We start from the raw sequence: 17,218 nt of genomic DNA, 5'->3' as shown, positions 1-17,218 counted from the left end.
GCGCGTCGCGCGATTCGTCGGATCGTCGAATCGCGGCAGATCTATCTTGCCGGTGCGAGGGTAATCCGGCGCCTTATCCGGGCGCAATTACGATGATCGGCGCCCGCTTTTCCAGTCGGTCGGGCGGAATGCATATCGGGGCCGCGTACCGGATCGCCGCCAGCCAATCAATACGAACATAATCGCATCGGCCCGCCGCCCGGCGGCGATGCCCTCGATCCACGGACCATGGCAGAAACCGACTACGCAATGCCCAGCGAATCCGGCCTGACGGGCCGTGTCGCCGCTCATGTGCGCCGGCTCCTGCTGCCGCACCTGATCTTCTATTCCGGGCTGCTGCTCGGTCTGCTCCTGCTGCTGCTGTGCGCAATCGTGCTGTACGAGGCACGCATCGACGCGCGCGACCGTGCGCGCATCACGCAGCAGAACATCGCGTTGATGGCGTCGTGGGACATCGAGCGCAACATCGAGTTCTATGCGCTGTCGCTGCAGGCAGTCGTCGAAGGCGAAAATGATCCGGCGGTCGTCGCGTTGCCGATGCCGATGCGCCGCCAGGTGCTGTTCGATCGCGCGACGACGGCCAAGTATCTTGGCGGCATCTACGTGCTCGACGCGAACGGCGACATTGCGGTCGACGGCAAGAGCGACGTGCCGCGCAAGGCCAATTTCGGCAACGAACGGTATTTCACCGTGCATCGCGACCACCCGGACGTCGGCCTGTACGTCAGCGACCCGTACTATTCGCGGCTGCGCGCCGGCTCGCCGAGCATCGCGCTCAGCCGGCGCATCACGCGGCCCGACGGGTCGTTCGGCGGCGTCGCCGTGATATCGATCCGGCTCGAATATTTCCAGAACCTGTTCTCGCGCCTCGCGCTCGGCGATCGCGGGTCGATGGCGCTGATCAATACATCCGGCCTGATGCTCGCGCGCCAGCCGTACGAACCGGCGATCGTCGGGCGCAACATCAGCAAGGCCAGCACGTTCCGGCACTTCATGACCGCCAGCGAAGGCAGCTTCGCCGACACCGCGTCGATCGACGGCGTGCGGCGCCTGTACGTGTTCCGGCACCTCGAGAACCTGCCGCTGATCATCATGGTCGCGCGCTCGGAAGCCGACACCTACGCCGCGTGGTACGACCGAGCGATCCCGATCGGCTCGGCGATGGCCGTGCTCGCGCTCGGCTTCGTCTGCCTGTCGCTGCTGCTCGACGTGCAGTTGCGCAAGCGTCACCGCGCGGAAACCGAACTGCAGGCGCTCGCGCGCACCGACGGCCTCACCGGCCTCGACAACCGCCGGATGCTCGACGTCACGCTCGCACGCGAATGGCGCCGCGCGGCGCGTTCGCAGCACGCGCTGTCGCTGCTGTTCGTCGACGTCGACCACTTCAAGCGCTACAACGACACGCAGGGCCACCAGGCCGGCGACGACGCGCTCGCCGCGGTCGCCCGCTGCATCGCCGGCTGCCTGCGCCGTCCGGCCGACTATGCGGCCCGTTACGGCGGCGAGGAGTTCGTCGTGGTCCTGCCCAATGTCGATACGAACGGCGCGGTGACGATCGCCGAGTCGATCCGCACCGGCATCCTCGATCTGGGCATCCGGCACGACGCGGGCACGTCCGGCCGCCTGACCGCGAGCATCGGCGTGACGACCTGCTATCCGGAACACGACGACAGCATCCAGGCCGCGCTGAAGCTCGCCGACGACGCGCTGTACCACGCGAAGGAATCCGGGCGCAACCAGGTCGTCGTGCAGACGTCTTCGTCTGTCGAACCCATACCGCGGCGCGCCTGACCCCGGCGTCGGCCGGCCATCCGTGCGGCCCTCCATACCGCCGCCTCCGGGCAAAATCGCCGACAATGTCGGCTCGCCGGGCCGCCGCGCGACGCACGCGGCCGCCGGCCCGCGCATGCTTCGCACCACCATGAGACTCAAGGCAAAGATTTTCCTTCTGGCCATCGTGCCGTTCCTGCTCGCGATCGCCGGCATCGGCTTCGGCGTGCGTCAGCAGGCGACGTCGCTCGCGCGCACGCAGCACGCGACGATCCAGGCCGCCTACCTGTCGAGCAAGGAAGTCGAGCTGAAGCATTACGTCGAACTGGCGACGAGCGCGATCATGCCGCTGTACGACGCGAGCGGCCGCAATGCGCGCGACGACGGGCTGCTGCGCACGCAGGCGCTCGCGATGCTGCAGAAGATGGATTTCGGCCCCGACGGCTATTTCTTCGTATACGACCTGCACGGCAATTCGCTGATGCATCCGCGCGAGCCCGAGCGCGTCGGCCACAACTTCTGGTCGATGCGCGACCCGCAGGGCGCGCTGACGATCCAGCAGCTGATCGGCGCCGCATCGCACGGCGGCGGCTACGTGCGCTACGCGTGGCAGCGGCCGTCGACGGGCAAGGTCGCGCCGAAGCTCGGCTACGTCGTCGCGCTCGAACGCTGGGGCTGGATGGTCGGCACCGGCATCTATCTCGACGACGTCGACACCGCGCTGCAACGCATCGACGCGCGCGCGTCCGCGAACATCGAGCGCACGATGAGCTGGCTCACCGCAATCGCGCTGACCGGCGCGGCAGTGATCGCCGTCTGCGCGCTGGTGCTGAACGTCAGCGAATCGCGCAGCGCCGATGCGAAGCTCAAGCAGCTCGCGCAGCGTGTCGTCGAGTCACAGGAGCAGGAGCGCGAGCGGCTGTCGCGCGAGCTGCATGACGGGATCAGCCAGATGATGGTGTCCGCGAAGCTGATGCTCGAGTCCGCGCTCGCGCGGTTCGAGCGCGGCGCGACGCGCATGCCCGAAGCCGAGCAGGCGCTCGCGACGGGTGTCGGACGGCTCGGCGACACGCTGCGCGAAGTGCGGCGCATCTCGCATGCGCTGCGCCCGGCGATGCTCGACGATCTCGGCCTCGCGGCCGCGCTCGAGCAGCTCGTGCGCGAACTCGGCGCGGAGAGCGACATCGACATCGGCTATACGCAGGTTGCGCACAGCGGCGCGCGGCCGTTGCCCGCGCCGGTCAATACGGCGCTGTTCCGGATCGCACAGGAAGCGCTCAGCAACATCGTGCATCATGCGCAGGCGTCGCGCGCGGCCGTCACGCTCGACGTCGGCGCGCATGCCGTCAGGCTGACCATCGCCGACAACGGCTGCGGGTTCGACGCCGAGCGGACCCAGACCGATGCGCGCCGCGGCATCGGGCTGCGTAACATGCGCGAGCGCCTCGACGCGCTCGGCGGCACGCTGACGATCGCGTCGCAGGTCGGCCACACCGTCGTGGCTGCGCGCGTGCCGCTGCGCGCCGCCTGACGCCCCCCCTAACCGGAGACCTTTGCCCATGAGCGCCCCCGACACTGACCGGCCCGCCGCCCGACTGCTGCTCGTCGACGACCACCCGCTGGTGCGCGACGGCCTGCGGATGCGGCTCGAGGCGGCCGACCTGTCCGTGGTCGGCGAAGCCGGCAACGCCGACGAAGCGCTCGCGCTTGCCGCGTCGCTCGAGCCCGATCTCGCGCTGATGGACGTCGGCATGAACGGGATGAACGGCATCACGCTCGCCGGCGTGTTCCACGAGCGCTTTCCGGGGATTCGCGTGCTGATGCTGTCGATGCACGACAACATCGAGTACGTGACGCAGGCCGTGCGCGCCGGCGCGAGCGGCTACCTGCTAAAGGATTCGCCGGCGAGCGAGATCGTCCGTGCGATCGGCGCGGTGCTGGTCGGGCAGACGTTCTTCAGCGAAGGGCTCGCCGCGCGGATGATCCAGGCGAGCGCGACCGCGTCGCCGCTCGACCGCTTGACGCCGCGCGAACGCGACATCCTCGACGCGCTGGCCGAGGGGCTGTCGAGCAAGCAGATCGCGCAGCAGACGGGGCTGTCGGTCCGCACGGTGGAAACCCATCGGCTGAATCTGAAGCGCAAGCTCGAGATCGAGGGGCAGGCGGAGCTGATCAAGTTCGCGGTCGAGCATCGGCGGCGATAGGGCAGTCTCCTGATTGCTCGCGCCGGACGCAATTCACCTTCCAATTTCATACTTGTCCAATCGACCTCACCCCGAGGGTAATGGAATCCTTTCGCTTGCCGAAACGAGCATCGTGCTCGTGATTCGCATGACACGTGCGTGAACTCGTCTTGCGGCAGTCGGCATCACCTGCAGATATCGGTGACGCGAATCGAGGAGCGAAATCATGATGCGCCGCATCGCCGTTGTCGGCGACGAGCTGGAGACCGGGGGACACATCCTTGCGTACGCGGGGCCGACATTCACGTTCGGCGACGCCGGGCATCAGGTTGCGCTGATCGGCGGCCTCGCATTCTGCGCAGCGTGCGAGAGCACCGGGCAGATCGCCAAGACCGGCGGTCCGAAGCGCATCGAATTCATGGGCGAAACGGCGGCCGATGGCGACATCGTTCGATGTCGATGCTCGACACCGCCACGCATCGTCGCGGTGCTCTCCGGCAATTCATGGTGCGACGACCTAGCGGAAGCGGCGAGCGTCGTTTCCTCCGGAATGAATCGGGAAGGCAACGTCAAGACCGTGGCTGCGTGCGTCTACGACGAATGCGTTCGCGCCACCGGAAACGGCGCCTCTCCTGACTATTCCTACATCATCGAAACCGCGGACGGGCGCGTTCACTCCGGCCGACTCGACAGCACCGGATACCTGCCGCGCATCCATACGAGCGGCAAGGACGAGTACGCGATCTATTGGGGCGACGAAGCGCTCGCAAGATCGAACGGGGACGTGTAATGCCGAATGGAAAAACAGTCGTGACGACAACCGCCGTGCAAAACTCGCACAAGGAGGTCGAACTGAAGTCGGTGACATTTTCCGAGCTATGGAACAACTACGCGCAAGGAAACCCATACGACGATCCGAACGGACAGTACAAGAACCAGTGCGCGATCCGGATGAGTGTGACGCTTCACAAGGTCGGCATCGCAATGAAGTCGTTTTCGCGGAAGCGGGTTCGGCCGATGCCGGGCAAACCGACGCTGGGTCGTCTTCTGCTCGCGGGCAAACCGACCGCCACGCGCGCATACGAGTTCGCTGAGTGGTTGAAACTGCGGCCGATCGCGGGCGTACTGGCTCCCGAGAATATAACGGGACCGAATTGGGCGAGTAAGGTATCCGGTCGGACCGGAATCGTATTCTTTGACGGCTATTGGCTGCAGGACGGCGACTCACCTGACAACTTGAGCGGCGGTCACGTCGACCTCTGGAACGGGAGCAAACTCACGGGCTTCGGATCAGGCGTGCGAATTTCATGGAATATAGTCCTGCCGGGCATCTGGTCGGATTTCCGAAATTCGAAAACCATCTTGTTTTTTCCCGTCAAATGAAACTCGTGACTATAGTAGTAGGCGCACTTGTCGGTGGAGCGCTCGCGACAATGATCTGCTGGGGAGCACTCTACGTTTACGGTGCATTCGTCCTGCGTGGCGAGGGAAGCCTTTTCGATACGAATCCCGAGATCGCGAATCTATTTTTTCTCGGATGGGGCGGGCTGATTGCAATTTTTGCGACGGCCGGCGCGATTATCGTGACTCGCAGGAAATCCGCTCGCTACCCGACCAAATGAGACGCGTCGGCTTTCCGCTTCTGTACTGGATCGCTGGCCTGATCACGACTTGGCTCGCATGCTGGATCGGCTTGCGACTGCCTTCCGGGGGCGATGGTTGTCATGAGATCGATCTCTGCTCACCGCCGTGGCCGCTTGCTGCACTGCTAATCGGTTTTCTGCTTGGGCCATCGCTTGGATTTGCCTTCGCCGGCTGGCGTATGGGACGCCGACGCGCGACACGGCAAACGGTGCTGTGCTCGCTGAGCACGTTGGTTACTCCAACGATGCTGTTTTTTTCTCGCCTCGTATGTGATTCGCTGAGTCACCGTCGCACAGTCGCGGACGCCGCTCTATCGCTCGACTGACCTACGAATGGAAAAGGCGCCCCGAGGGCGCCCGCCATGCATGCCGATCCAAATGGGGCAGCGAGCGACCGTCAGTTCGTCCGCGAGTTGTGTTTCTGCAGATACGCGATCAGGCCGTCGATGCCGCCCGTTGCGAGCTGGCTCTTGAACTGCCCCTGGTAGACCTGGATCAGCCACGCGCCCGACATGTCGATGTCGTAGATCTTCCAGTCGCTGCCGACCTTGCCGAGCCGGTAGCCGACCGACTGGCTGTCGCCCGGCGTCGTGACCGTCGACTGCACCAGCGCATCGGCACCCGACGCGCCGCCGGCCTTGAACGAGAACTTCGCGTCCTGGGTGCCGAGCTGCGCGAGCGACGCGGCATAGGTGCGCGTCATCAGCACCCTGAACTGCTTGTAGAGTTCCTGCTGCTGTTGCGGCGTCGCCTGCTTCCAGGCATCGCCGACCGCGATGCGGGTCGTGCGCTCGAAGTTCGTCACCGGCAGGAAGCGCTGCTCGACGACTTGCGTGATTTTCGCCATGTCGCCGCCGCGTGCAGCCGGATCGGCCTTCATCGCGTTGACGGTGCCCTCGACCGCATTGCGGACGATGTCGACCGGCGCGCTCTGCGCGAAAGCGGAAACCGACACGGCGGCCGCCGCGACGAAAGCAAACAGATGACGTTTCATACGGATATCGCACTCGATGAGAAAAAAACGGCCGGCGGTTTGCCTCGATTGCATCGGCCGGTGGGTCGAAGTATAGCGGCCCGCACGCCCGCCTGCCGCGCGGTGACCGACTGTTACCTTTGAGCCCCTTTTGTCACAGGAGCGCCGCCGCGGCACGATCCGGGCCGATTATGTAAATATCCGCTTACCAATGGTCCGATCATTCGGGCCGATTCCTTCGCCACCGAGCAAATATCCTTCCCGCCCCTTCATGCTCCAACGTTGCGACCGACGTCACGCGGCGCCGGTATACTCGTTGTTTTGCCCTTGCCAGCCCCATCCCACCGCCACATGGTGACATCTCTCATCGTCCGACTCGTCGCATTGTCGGTACGCCGCCCCGTCTGGGTCGTCGTGCTGTCGCTCGTCATTGCCGTCTTCAGCGGCGTCTATGTCGCGCAGCACTTCAAGATCAACACGGACATCAGCAAACTGGTCGACGCGGAACCGCAGTGGGCCGCGCTCGGCAAGGCCGTCGACAAGGCCTTCCCGCAACGCAACGGCACGATCCTCGCGGTGGTCGAGGCGCCCGCCCCCGAATTCGCGACGGCCGCCGCGCATGCGCTCACCGAAGCGCTGCAGAAGCAGGCCGACGCCGGCCGGATCGGTCAGGTCGCCGAACCCGGCGGCGGCCCGTTCTTCGAGCACAACGGGCTGCTGTTCCTGTCGCCGCAGGAAGTGTCGGACACCACCTCGCAGCTCGCGAGCGCGCGTCCGCTCGTCAACGAACTCGCGAAGAACCCGAGCCTCACCGGGCTCGCGACCACGCTGTCCACCACGCTCGGCCAGCCGCTCCTCACCGGCCAGGTGAAGCTGCCCGCGATGGCGAAGCTGCTCGCACGCAGCGCCGCGACGGTCGACGACGTGCTGGCCGGCAAGCCGGCCGCGTTCTCGTGGCGCGGGCTGGTCGACAGCGATGCCGCGCGCCAGCCCGCCCGCGCGTTCGTCACCGTGCAGCCGGTCGTGAACTACGGCGCGCTGAAGGCCGGTGCGGAAACGACCCAGGTGATCCGCGACACCGCACAAGCGCTCGGCCTCGAGCAACGCTACGGCGCGGTCGTGCGCCTGACCGGCGAACAGCCGCTCGCCGACGACGAATTCGCATCTGTGGAAGACGGCGCCGCGCTCAACGGCGCGCTCACGCTGCTCGCCGTGCTCGTCATCCTGTGGCTCGCGCTGCGCTCGAAGCGGATGATCGGCTCGGTGCTCGTCACGCTGTTCGTCGGCCTCGTCGTGACGGCCGCGCTGGGCCTCGCGATGGTCGGTTCGCTGAACATGATCTCGGTCGCGTTCATGGTGCTGTTCGTCGGCCTCGGCGTCGACTTCTCGATCCAGTACGGCGTGAAGTACCGTGAGGAACGCTTCCGCGATCAACGCATCGATCACGCGCTGATCGGTGCCGCGCACTCGATGGGCATGCCGCTCGCGCTCGCCACCGCGGCGGTCGCGGCGAGCTTCTTCTCGTTCATCCCCACCGCCTATCGCGGCGTATCCGAGCTCGGCCTGATCGCGGGCGTCGGGATGTTCGTCGCGCTGCTGACCACGCTCACGCTGCTGCCCGCGCTGCTGCGCCTGTTCGCGCCGCCGGGCGAATCGAAGACGCCGGGCTTTCCGTGGCTCGCACCGGTCGACGACTTCCTCGATCGCCATCGCAAGCCGATCCTGATCGGCACGCTCGCGGTCGTGATCGGCGCGCTGCCGCTGCTCGCGTTCCTGCACTTCGACTTCAACCCGCTGCACCTGAAGGATCCGCACAGCGAATCGATGGCGACGCTGCTCGCGCTGAAGGATTCGCCCGAAGCGGCCGTCAACGACGTCACGCTGCTCGCGCCGTCGCTCGCCGAGGCCGACGCGGCCGCGAAGCGCCTCGACGCGCTGCCGGAAGTCGGCCGCACGACGACGCTCACGACCTTCGTCCCGGCCGACCAGCCGGCCAAGCGCGCGGCAATCGCCGCGGCCGCGAGCGAGCTGCTGCCTGCGCTGACGCAGCCGGCCGCGCCGAACGCGACCGACGCGCAGCGCGTCGCCGCGCTCAAGCGCGTGTCCAACTTGCTGGGCTACGCGGCGGAAGATCACCCGGGCCCGGGCGCGGCCGCCGCCCAGCATCTGTCGGCATCGCTCGCGAAGCTCGCCGCCGCCGACAGCGCGACGCGCGATCGCGCCGAACGCGCGTTCTCCGACACGCTGCGCATCGCGCTGAACCAGCTCGCGACGCTGCTGCAGCCGCAGGACGTCACGCGCGAATCGCTGCCGCCGCAGATCGTGCGCGACTGGGTCGCGCCGGACGGCCATGCGCTCGTGCAGATTTCGCCGAAGGTGCCGAAGGGCGTCGACCCGAACGACGACACGATGCTGCGCCGCTTCGCGAAGGCGGTGAAGGCCGCGGAGCCGGGCGCGACCGGCGGTCCGATCTCGATCCTGCATTCGGCCGACACGATCATCAACGCATTCCTGCATGCGGCGCTGTGGTCGATCATCTCGATCACGATCCTGCTGTGGATCACGCTGCGTCGCTTCGGCGACGTGCTGCGCACGCTGGTGCCGCTGCTCGTGTCGGGCCTCGTGACGCTCGAGATGTGCGTCCTGCTCGGCATGTCGCTGAACTTCGCGAACATCATCGCGCTGCCGCTGATGCTCGGCGTCGGCGTCGCGTTCAAGGTGTACTTCGTGATGGCGTGGCGCGCGGGGCAGACCGGCCTGCTGCACTCGAGCCTCACGCACGCGGTGCTGTTCAGCGCCGCGACGACGGCAACCGCCTTCGGCAGCCTGTGGCTGTCGCATCATCCGGGCACGTCGAGCATGGGCAAGCTGCTCGCGCTGGCGTTGACCTGCACCCTGATCGGCGCCGTGGTGTTTCAGCCCGTCCTGATGGGCAAACCGCGCGTCAAACGCGCCCAGAACCAATCGCAAGGAAATAATGAATAAGGTGCGAATCATTGCGGCGACCGTCGCTGCCAGCGCGGTGCTGAGCGGCTGCGCGACGGGCCCGAACCGCAACCCCAACGACCCGCTCGAGCCGATGAACCGGGCGATGTACAAGTTCAACGACACGGTCGACACGAACATCGCCGTGCCGATCGCGAAGGGTTACCAGAAGATCACACCGACGCCGATGCGCACGGCGATCAGCAACTTCTTCTCGAACCTCGGCGATCTCGGCAACATGGCGAACAACCTGCTGCAGTTGCGCATCACCGATGCGACGCAGGATCTGATGCGCGTGGCGATGAACTCGCTGTTCGGCGTCGCCGGCCTGATCGACATCGCGACGCCGGCCGGGCTGCCGAAGCATCACCAGGATTTCGGGCTGACGATGGCGCGCTGGGGCATGCCGTCCGGCCCGTACCTCGTACTGCCCGTGTTCGGGCCGAGCACGATCCGCGACGGTGTCGGCCGCGCGGTGGACGTCCGCTTCAACCTGCTCAACTACATCGAGCCGGCCGCGCGCAATCCGATGTACATCGCGCAGTTCATCAGCGCGCGCTCGGATCTGCTCGGCGCGACCGACCTGCTGAAGCAGGCGGCGCTCGATCCGTACTCGTTCGTCCGCGACGCGTATCTGCAGCAGCGCAAGTCGCTGACGTATCGCGGCCAGTCGGCCTCGGCCGCGCCGCCGAACTACACCGAGCCGGGCGAGTCGGGTGCGGTGCCGGCGGCCACGCCGGCCGTGCCGGGCTTGCCGAACTACGAGGATCCGGGTGAGGCGGGCGGCGCATCGGGCATGGCGCCGAACACCACGCCGGCCGCGCCGGGGTTGCCGCAGTACGACGATCCGGGTGCCGACGGCGCGACGCCCGCAAGCGCGCCTGCTGCCGCACCGGCGGCAGCCCCTGCGGCTGCATCGGCTGGTGCGACGACGGCGCCGGCCGCCAACGGCGCGCCGATCGCGCCGGCGATGCCGACCCTGCCCGCGAGCAGTCCGGCCGCGCAGTAACGCGACCCGGAATCCGCCGGAAAGCCGAAGAGCGCTGCATCATGCAGCGCTCTTTTTTTGCGTCCGCGGACGAGAAAAGAAGGGGAAGAGGAGAAGCGGCGAACGCCGCTCAGACGATCCGCATCGCGCCCGCACGCTCGAATGCGTGCCGCGCCTGGATCAGCGTCGTGCGCGCCGCACGTGCGTCGCCCGCGACCTGCAGCAGCGGGCCGAGCTGCGACGGCTGCTTCAGCAGTTCGCGCAGGATCGGCAGGATCGCGGTGCTGCCGTCGTCGCGCAGGCCGGCCGTCGCCGCGCGCGGCAGCGTGCGCCACGCCGGGTCGACGATCGCGCGGCACACTGCGAACGGCACGCCGCGCGACGCCGCGAAGGCCGCGGCGATATGCGATTCCATGTCGACGGCGAGCGCGCCCTTCGCGCGATGCAGCGAAGTCTTTTCCTGCTCGCTGATCACCGGCGCGCTGACCGCCGCCATCGTGCCGCGCGTGACGCGCGCCCACACCGGCGTGTCGTGCAGCGCGGCGACGAGCCGCGCGCTCCAGGCCGGATCGGTCTGCACGCGGCCGAACGGCCCGTCGATCGCGTCCGCGATCACGAGCGCGCCAGGCGCGAGATCGGGCGCGAGCCCGCCCGCCGTGCCGAAGCTCACGATGCCCGCGCAACCGCGCGCGGTCGCCTCGGCCAGCGCGCGCTCGAGCCGGTCGGCGCGCGCGGCGAACACGGCCTCGACGCCTTGACCGCGCGCGATGCGTGCCTCGAACGCCATCCCCGTGACGGCGATGACGGGCAACGTGCCGTTATGCTGCGTCGGCGCCACGCGTTACAGCCCGAACGTCACGCGCGTGGCGTTGTCGCGCTTCAGGTTGCGATAGCGCGCGAGCGCCCACAGCGGGAAGAACTTGCGATAGCCGTGGTAGCGCAGGTAGAACACGCGCGGGAAGCCCGTCGCCGTGAAGCGCGTCTCGTCCCACAGCCCGTGTTCCTTCTGCTCGGCGATCAGGTACTCGACGCCGCGCGCGACGGCCGGGTTGTTCACCTCCCCGGCCGCCATCAGCCCGAGCAGCGCCCAGGCCGTTTGCGACGCGGTGCTCGGCGCCTGCTCGAAGCCGCGGTAGTTCAGCTTGTAGCTGTCGCCGTCCTCGCCCCAGCCGCCGTCCTTGTTCTGGATCGACAGCAGCCACTGCGCGCCGCGCTTCACGCGCGGATCGTCCGGCGTCAGGCCCGCGGCGTTCAACGCGCACAGGGCCGTCCACGTGCCGTACACGTAGTTCATCCCCCAGCGGCCGTACCAGCTGCCGTCCGGCTCCTGCTCCTTCAGCATGTAGTCGAGCGCTCGGCGCGCCGGCTCGCTGTTCAGCGGCGTCTCGCCGAGCTGCGCCAGCATCGACAGGCAGCGGCCCGACACGTCGGCCGTCGGCGGATCGAGCAACGCGCCGTGATCCGAGAACGGAATGTTGTTCAAGTAGTACTGCGTGTTTTCCGGTTCGAACGCGCCCCAGCCGCCGTCGCTGCTCTGCATCCCGACGACCCACTCGCGCGCACGCGCGATCGAATCGCGAAACGCGTCGTCGTGCTTGAGTTTCTGCACGCGGTCCATCGCCACCGCGACCACCGCCGTATCGTCGACATCCGGGTAGTGCGGGTTCGCATACTGGAACGCCCAGCCGCCGGGTCGCACGTGCGGGCGGCGCGAGATCCAGTCGCCGCGCACGTCGAGGATCTGCAGCGGGCGCAGCCATTCGAGGCCGCGGATCACGGCCTCCTCGGCGCGCGCCTCGCCGGTCTCGAGCAGCGCATGCGCGGCGAGCGACGTGTCCCACACCGGCGACAGGCACGGCTGGCAATACGCTTCGTCCTCCTGCACGACGAGCAGCTTCTCGATCGACTTGCGCGCGATCGCGCGGTTCGGATGATCTTCCGCATAGCCGAGCACGTCGTACATCATCACCGCGTTGGCCATCGCCGGATAGATCGCGCCGAGGCCGTCCTCGCCGTTCAGGCGCTCGTCGACGAACGACACGGCCTGACGGATCGCGCGTTCGCGCGTGTAGCTCGGGAACAGGCCGTCGGCCGCGCGCAGCGCATGGTCGACCACGCGGAAGAACGCGAACCAGCCGGGGCTCTGGTGGCCCTGGCGCGGCAGCAGCCCTGCGTTGACGGGCGGGTCGACGAACAGCTCGTCGATGCGCACGCCGCGCGGGTTCTTCGCGATCGGACGCTTCGCGTTGAGCACCAGCAGCGGCACGATCACGGTACGCGCCCAGTACGACACCTTCGACAGGTGGAACGGGAACCACTGCGGCAGCAGCATGATCTCGACCGGCATCATCGGCACCGCGCGCCACGGAATCGCACCGTACAGCGCGAGCTGGATCCGCGTGAACACGTTCGACATCTCGGCGCCGCCCATCGCGTGGATCGCACGGCGCGCGCGCTGCATGTGCTCGGCGTTCTCGTCGTCGCCGATCACCTTCAGCGCGAAATACGCCTTCACGCTCGCGCTGATGTTCGGCGCGCCGTCGGTGAACAGCGGCCAGCCGCCGTCGGCCTGCTGGACGCGGCGCAGATAGCGGCCGATCTTCTGTTCGAGCTCGAGGTTCGGCGTCTCGCCGAGATAGTGGACGAGCAGCACGTATTCGGCGGGAATCGTCGAGTCGGCCTCGAGTTCGTAGACCCAGTGTCCGTCCGCGTTCTGCGCGGCCAGCAGCGCGTCGGTCGCGCTGGCGACGGCGGCGTCGAGCCCGGCCGGCACGGTGCCGGCGGACAGGGTAGCCATTTCGGTGAGATCGTTCATCGGTCCCTCTGTTACTTACTGTGTCTGGAGCACGTCCGCGGCCAGCTGGCCGGAACGGATCGCGCCCTCGATCGTGGCGGGCAAGCCGGTGGCAATCCAGTCACCCGCCAGCACGAGATTGGTCCAGCGCGTACGCGCGGCCGGACGTTTCATTTCCTGCGACGGCACCGCCGCAAAGCCTGCGCGGGGCTCGACGACGAGCTGCCACGCGGGAATCGTTTCCGGGTTCGCGCCGCTCACGCGCGCGACGTCTTCCCAGATGCGCCGCGCGAGCGCGTCGCGCGGCATGTCGAGCCAGCGGCCCGCGTCGCGGATCGTCGCCGCGAGCATGCCGCCGCCGGCGCGCACCGCATCGACGACGCCGTTGACGACGGTCGTCTGCGGCGGGCCGCCGGCCGGTGCGTCGACCGCGAAGTACGCGGTCACGACCGCGCTGAACGTGTCGGGCGCGGTGAGATCCGGGACGAGCGGCTGCGCGACCTCGGGCGGCACGGCGAGCACGATCGCGTCGCCCGGCGCGAGATCCACGCGCTCGCCGCCGACCGTGACCGCATCGACCGCATTGCCGTGCGCGCCGAATTCGAACGCGTCGAGCCGCGAGTTCAGCCGGATCTGCGCGCCGCCGTGCTGCAGCATCCGCAGCGCCGGTTCGACGAACGCGCTGCCGAGCCCGTGGCGCGCGACGAGCGGGCGGCAGCCCGGGCCGCCCGCGGCAAACGTGCCGCACAGCACCGCGCGCGCGAGCTCGGCGCTCGCGTGGCGCGGCTCGACGTTCAGCACCCCGAGGAAATAGGGGCGCAGCCAACGATCCCACAGCACGCCGTCGCATCGCATCGTCTGTGCGAGCGAGCGGCCGGTGCGCGCGAACGCGAGCGAGGCCAGCGCGAGGTAGTCGAGCGGCGTGGTGCCCGGCGCGCGCGACGCGGCGTCGAACAGCCACGACGGCCAGCGCCCGTTGCCGAAGCGCAGCGTCCAGCGCTGCTGCGACGCGACGTCGGCCACCGGACATTCAGGCAGCGCGGGCCCCGTGAGCTGATCGGCCGCGCCGATCGCACGCAGGTAGCGCTGCGTCGCGGGCTGCCCCGCGAAAACCTGATGCAGCCCGCTGTCGAGCGTCGTGTTCAGTGTCCCGTCGAACCACGAGCGGCAGCGGCCGCCCGCGTGCGCATGCGCGTCGTGCAGCACGATGCGCCGCCCGCGACGTTGCAGCTCGACGGCGGCCGACAGGCCCGCGAGTCCTGCACCGATCACGTGGACGGTTCTGGGCATCGGCTCAGAACAGCGCGTAACGCGCGGCAATCATCAGCATGCGCGCCTTCGGCTTGCGCAGCGGCGCGCGCGGAGCGGCGAAGCCACGCGCGATCGCGGCCTCCAGAATGCAGCGATACGCGCCCGACATGATGCGCGGCGCCTTCACCTGCGCACGCGTGCAGGTATCCATCACGGCGTCCGCCGCGCGGAAATGCTCGAGCGCGCGCTCGACGAGCGTCGCGCAGACGCGCGGCAGCGCCGGGTCGCGCACGATCGTCGCCGGATCGGTGATCGCGATGCCTTCGCGCGCGAGCAGCTCGCGCGGCAGGTAGCAGCGGTTGATCGCCGCGTCATCGTCGATGTCGCGCAGGATGTTCGTCAGCTGCAATGCGCGGCCGAGGTGGTGCGACAGCGCGATGCCTTCCGCTTCCGGGATCCCGAAAATCCTCACCGACAGACGGCCGGCCGCGCTCGCCACGCGATCGCAAAACAGGTCGAGCGTCGGTTCGTCCGGCGCGCAGATGTCTTCGGCGGCGTCCATCGCCATTCCGTCGATCATCGCGTGGAAATCCTCGCGCTTCAGGTCGAACGCGCGGATCTCGCGCTCGAGCGCGACCAGATGGCGCGGCGGCTGGCCGGCGAAGCACGCGTCGATGTCCGCGCGCCAGCGATCGAGGCCCGCGTTGCGCTCGGCGCGCGGCAGGTCGCTGTCGGCGATGTCGTCGACCGCGCGGCAGAACGCGTAGACCTGGAACATCGCGTCGCGCTGCACCGCCGGCAGGATGCGCATCGCCAAATAGAAAGAACTGCCCGATGTGACGGCAGCGGCGTCGGTTTCTTGTTCGTCCACGACGAGATTGGAAACGGCCAAGACGAGCTCCACGGAGACGCCCACGCGGGGCGATTGAAGAAGCCATGCCCGGCTGGGTTGGTCAGGGCGTCAAATGCGTGCGAGATATGCGAACGATCGACGCAGACAGGCACAAATTACCGGCCGGAAGCCGGAATTGGGCGAAAGTATAGCAATCTTTGAAGTTCGATGGCGGACCCGTGCCGCGCCCGGCGGGCCGCGCAAAGGCTGGCGGGAGCTGGTGCGACCGGCCCCGGCGGGGAACGGCGTCGCGCCACGCGTCAGCCGTAGACGATGTCGCGCTGCAGATCGAGGGCGATGAGCCCCATTTCGCGGGTCAGCTGCAGCACCGAGCGGCGTTCGAGCCGCGAGCCCATGAAGCTCGTCACGCAGCCGTCGGGCTCCGCCGTGAACTGGAACGACGGGCCGCCGGTGCCGAACCACGCGCCCGGGACATCGGGCGACTCGTGCCAGTCGAGCTGGTCGAACACGCGGGTGATGCCCGCGCGCACCACGTCGCTCGGGCCGATCGGCGGCGCGATCTCGCCCAGGTCGTCGAGGGAATAGGGGCCAGGCTTGTCAGGCCGCCGGTAGAAAAGGTAGTCGACGTTCATGGGGCGCCATCGGAAGCAAAGCGCCAAATTAGCGCGCTTCGGTGCAAATTCAAATCAGATCGGAACGAAATGTGGCCTGTACGAGACAAAAGGGCCTCGTCGCGGCGACCGGTGCGAGCGCGCGCACGGTCGGCCTGCGCGTGCCACTTTGCCGCGCGCGGTTTCGGCCACGCGGCTTCGTCTAAGATGAACATCTTTCTCGAAAAAGACGGACACCATGGAGACGAACGTAACCGCCACCGCGCCATCCGACCATCCCGTTTTCGTGCTGGTGCACGGCGCGTGGCACGGTGCATGGTGCTACGCGCACGTCGCGGCCGCGCTGGCCGAGCGCGGCTACCTGTCGATCGCGCGCGACCTGCCCGCACACGGCATCAACGCCCGCTTTCCCGCGTCCTATCTCGAACGGCCGCTCGACAAGGACGCCTTCGGCGCCGAGCCGTCGCCGGTCGCGAATACCACGCTCGACGATTACGCGACGCAGGTGATGCAGGCCGTCGACGACGCGTACGCGCTCGGCTGCGGCAAGGTCGTGCTCGTCGGCCACAGCATGGGCGGCCTCGCGATCACGGCCGCGGCGGAACGCGCGCCGGAGAAGATCGCGAAGATCGTCTATCTCGCCGCGTTCATGCCCGCGTCGGGCGTGCCGGGCCTCGACTACGTGCGCGCACCCGAGAACAAGGGCGAAATGCTGGCCCCGCTGATGCTCGCGAGCCCGCGCGTCGCCGGCGCGCTGCGGATCGATCCGCGCAGCAGCGATGCCGCGTATCGCGCGCTGGCGAAGCGCGCGCTGTACGACGACGCGGCGCAGGCCGACTTCGAGGCGATGGCGAACCTGATGACCTGCGACGTGCCGGCCGCGCCGTTCGCGACCGCGATCCCGACGACCACCGCGCGCTGGGGCGCGATCGACCGTCACTACATCAAGTGCCTGGAGGATCGCGTGATCCTGCCCGCGCTGCAGCAGCGCTTCATCGACGAAGCCGACGCGTTCGTGCCCGGCAATCCGACGCACGTGCACCAGCTCGACAGCAGTCATTCGCCGTTCGTGTCGCAGCCGGCCGTGCTGGCGGGCGTGCTGGTGGATATCGCGAAAAGCTGAACGACGCGCGGCGCCGACAAGGCGACGCAACGGTCACGCAGCGC

The 17,218-nt window shown here is 68.0% G+C and carries 15 protein-coding genes; 9 read left to right on the top strand and 6 right to left on the bottom strand.

Annotated elements, in window-relative coordinates:
• Positions 1-228 precede the first annotated feature (228 nt).
• From ACVK00_RS05450 to ACVK00_RS05425, 6 genes are all read left to right on the top strand, one after another.
• Complete coding sequence (locus ACVK00_RS05450) at positions 229-1,791, top strand: sensor domain-containing diguanylate cyclase (protein WP_284901615.1); 1,563 nt, start codon at positions 229-231, stop codon at positions 1,789-1,791.
• 130 nt (positions 1,792-1,921) lie between these two features.
• A complete protein-coding gene (locus ACVK00_RS05445) occupies positions 1,922-3,301 on the top strand; it encodes a cache domain-containing protein (RefSeq protein WP_284901613.1) in 1,380 nt (459 codons plus the stop codon).
• A gap of 28 nt (positions 3,302-3,329) precedes the next feature.
• Positions 3,330-3,974 carry a response regulator gene (locus tag ACVK00_RS05440; RefSeq protein WP_284901611.1) on the top strand — a complete coding sequence of 215 codons (645 nt, stop codon included), beginning with the start codon at positions 3,330-3,332 and terminating at the stop codon, positions 3,972-3,974.
• A 205-nt stretch (positions 3,975-4,179) separates the two neighbouring features.
• Entirely contained in the window at positions 4,180-4,743 is a 564-nt protein-coding gene (locus ACVK00_RS05435) for a PAAR domain-containing protein (protein WP_284901609.1), read from the top strand.
• Positions 4,743-5,336, top strand: coding sequence for a type VI secretion system amidase effector protein Tae4 (locus ACVK00_RS05430; RefSeq protein ID WP_284901608.1), 594 nt, complete (start codon positions 4,743-4,745; stop codon positions 5,334-5,336). The genes ACVK00_RS05435 and ACVK00_RS05430 overlap by 1 nt, the downstream gene beginning before the upstream one ends.
• Before the next feature lie 50 nt (positions 5,337-5,386).
• The gene (locus ACVK00_RS05425) at positions 5,387-5,575 is read left to right on the top strand and encodes a hypothetical protein (RefSeq protein WP_006753204.1); all 189 of its coding nucleotides are present in this window, start codon (positions 5,387-5,389) and stop codon (positions 5,573-5,575) included.
• Between the two features lie 418 nt (positions 5,576-5,993).
• On the opposite strand, the gene ACVK00_RS05420 is transcribed toward ACVK00_RS05425, so the two are convergent.
• The gene (locus ACVK00_RS05420) at positions 5,994-6,590 is read right to left on the bottom strand and encodes an MlaC/ttg2D family ABC transporter substrate-binding protein (protein ID WP_284901606.1); all 597 of its coding nucleotides are present in this window, start codon (positions 6,588-6,590) and stop codon (positions 5,994-5,996) included.
• Positions 6,591-6,920: 330 nt separating this feature from the next.
• Here ACVK00_RS05420 and hpnN point away from each other — a divergent pair, with 330 nt between their 5' ends.
• Both hpnN and ACVK00_RS05410 read left to right on the top strand, forming a co-directional pair.
• Positions 6,921-9,554: a hopanoid transporter HpnN gene (gene hpnN, locus ACVK00_RS05415; protein ID WP_284901604.1), complete on the top strand. Its 2,634-nt coding sequence runs from the start codon at positions 6,921-6,923 to the stop codon at positions 9,552-9,554.
• A complete protein-coding gene (locus ACVK00_RS05410; RefSeq protein WP_284901602.1) occupies positions 9,547-10,563 on the top strand; it encodes an MlaA family lipoprotein in 1,017 nt (338 codons plus the stop codon). The genes hpnN and ACVK00_RS05410 overlap by 8 nt, the downstream gene beginning before the upstream one ends.
• Positions 10,564-10,672: 109 nt before the next feature.
• Here ACVK00_RS05410 and ACVK00_RS05405 read toward each other — a convergent pair whose 3' ends face one another.
• The 5 genes from ACVK00_RS05405 to ACVK00_RS05385 all read right to left on the bottom strand — a co-directional run bounded on the left by ACVK00_RS05405 (position 10,673) and on the right by ACVK00_RS05385 (position 16,072).
• Positions 10,673-11,380: a phosphorylase gene (locus ACVK00_RS05405; RefSeq protein WP_284901600.1), complete on the bottom strand. Its 708-nt coding sequence runs from the start codon at positions 11,378-11,380 to the stop codon at positions 10,673-10,675.
• 3 nt (positions 11,381-11,383) lie between these two features.
• A complete protein-coding gene (shc, locus tag ACVK00_RS05400) occupies positions 11,384-13,357 on the bottom strand; it encodes a squalene--hopene cyclase (protein ID WP_228908677.1) in 1,974 nt (657 codons plus the stop codon).
• Between the two features lie 15 nt (positions 13,358-13,372).
• Positions 13,373-14,626, bottom strand: coding sequence for a hydroxysqualene dehydroxylase HpnE (gene hpnE / locus ACVK00_RS05395; protein ID WP_228908678.1), 1,254 nt, complete (start codon positions 14,624-14,626; stop codon positions 13,373-13,375).
• Between the two features lie 4 nt (positions 14,627-14,630).
• Positions 14,631-15,479 carry a presqualene diphosphate synthase HpnD gene (gene hpnD, locus ACVK00_RS05390; RefSeq protein WP_006751673.1) on the bottom strand — a complete coding sequence of 283 codons (849 nt, stop codon included), beginning with the start codon at positions 15,477-15,479 and terminating at the stop codon, positions 14,631-14,633.
• A gap of 260 nt (positions 15,480-15,739) precedes the next feature.
• Positions 15,740-16,072: a hypothetical protein gene (locus ACVK00_RS05385; protein ID WP_166726255.1), complete on the bottom strand. Its 333-nt coding sequence runs from the start codon at positions 16,070-16,072 to the stop codon at positions 15,740-15,742.
• A gap of 217 nt (positions 16,073-16,289) precedes the next feature.
• Here ACVK00_RS05385 and ACVK00_RS05380 point away from each other — a divergent pair, with 217 nt between their 5' ends.
• Positions 16,290-17,174, top strand: a complete 885-nt coding sequence (locus ACVK00_RS05380; protein WP_284901596.1) for an alpha/beta fold hydrolase — start codon at positions 16,290-16,292, stop codon at positions 17,172-17,174.
• Positions 17,175-17,218 lie beyond the last annotated feature (44 nt).

This window comes from Burkholderia sp. PvR073, assembly GCF_054055695.1.
The sequence above is the reverse complement of the archived record's forward strand: the minus strand, read 5'-3'. Positions and strand labels throughout refer to the sequence as shown.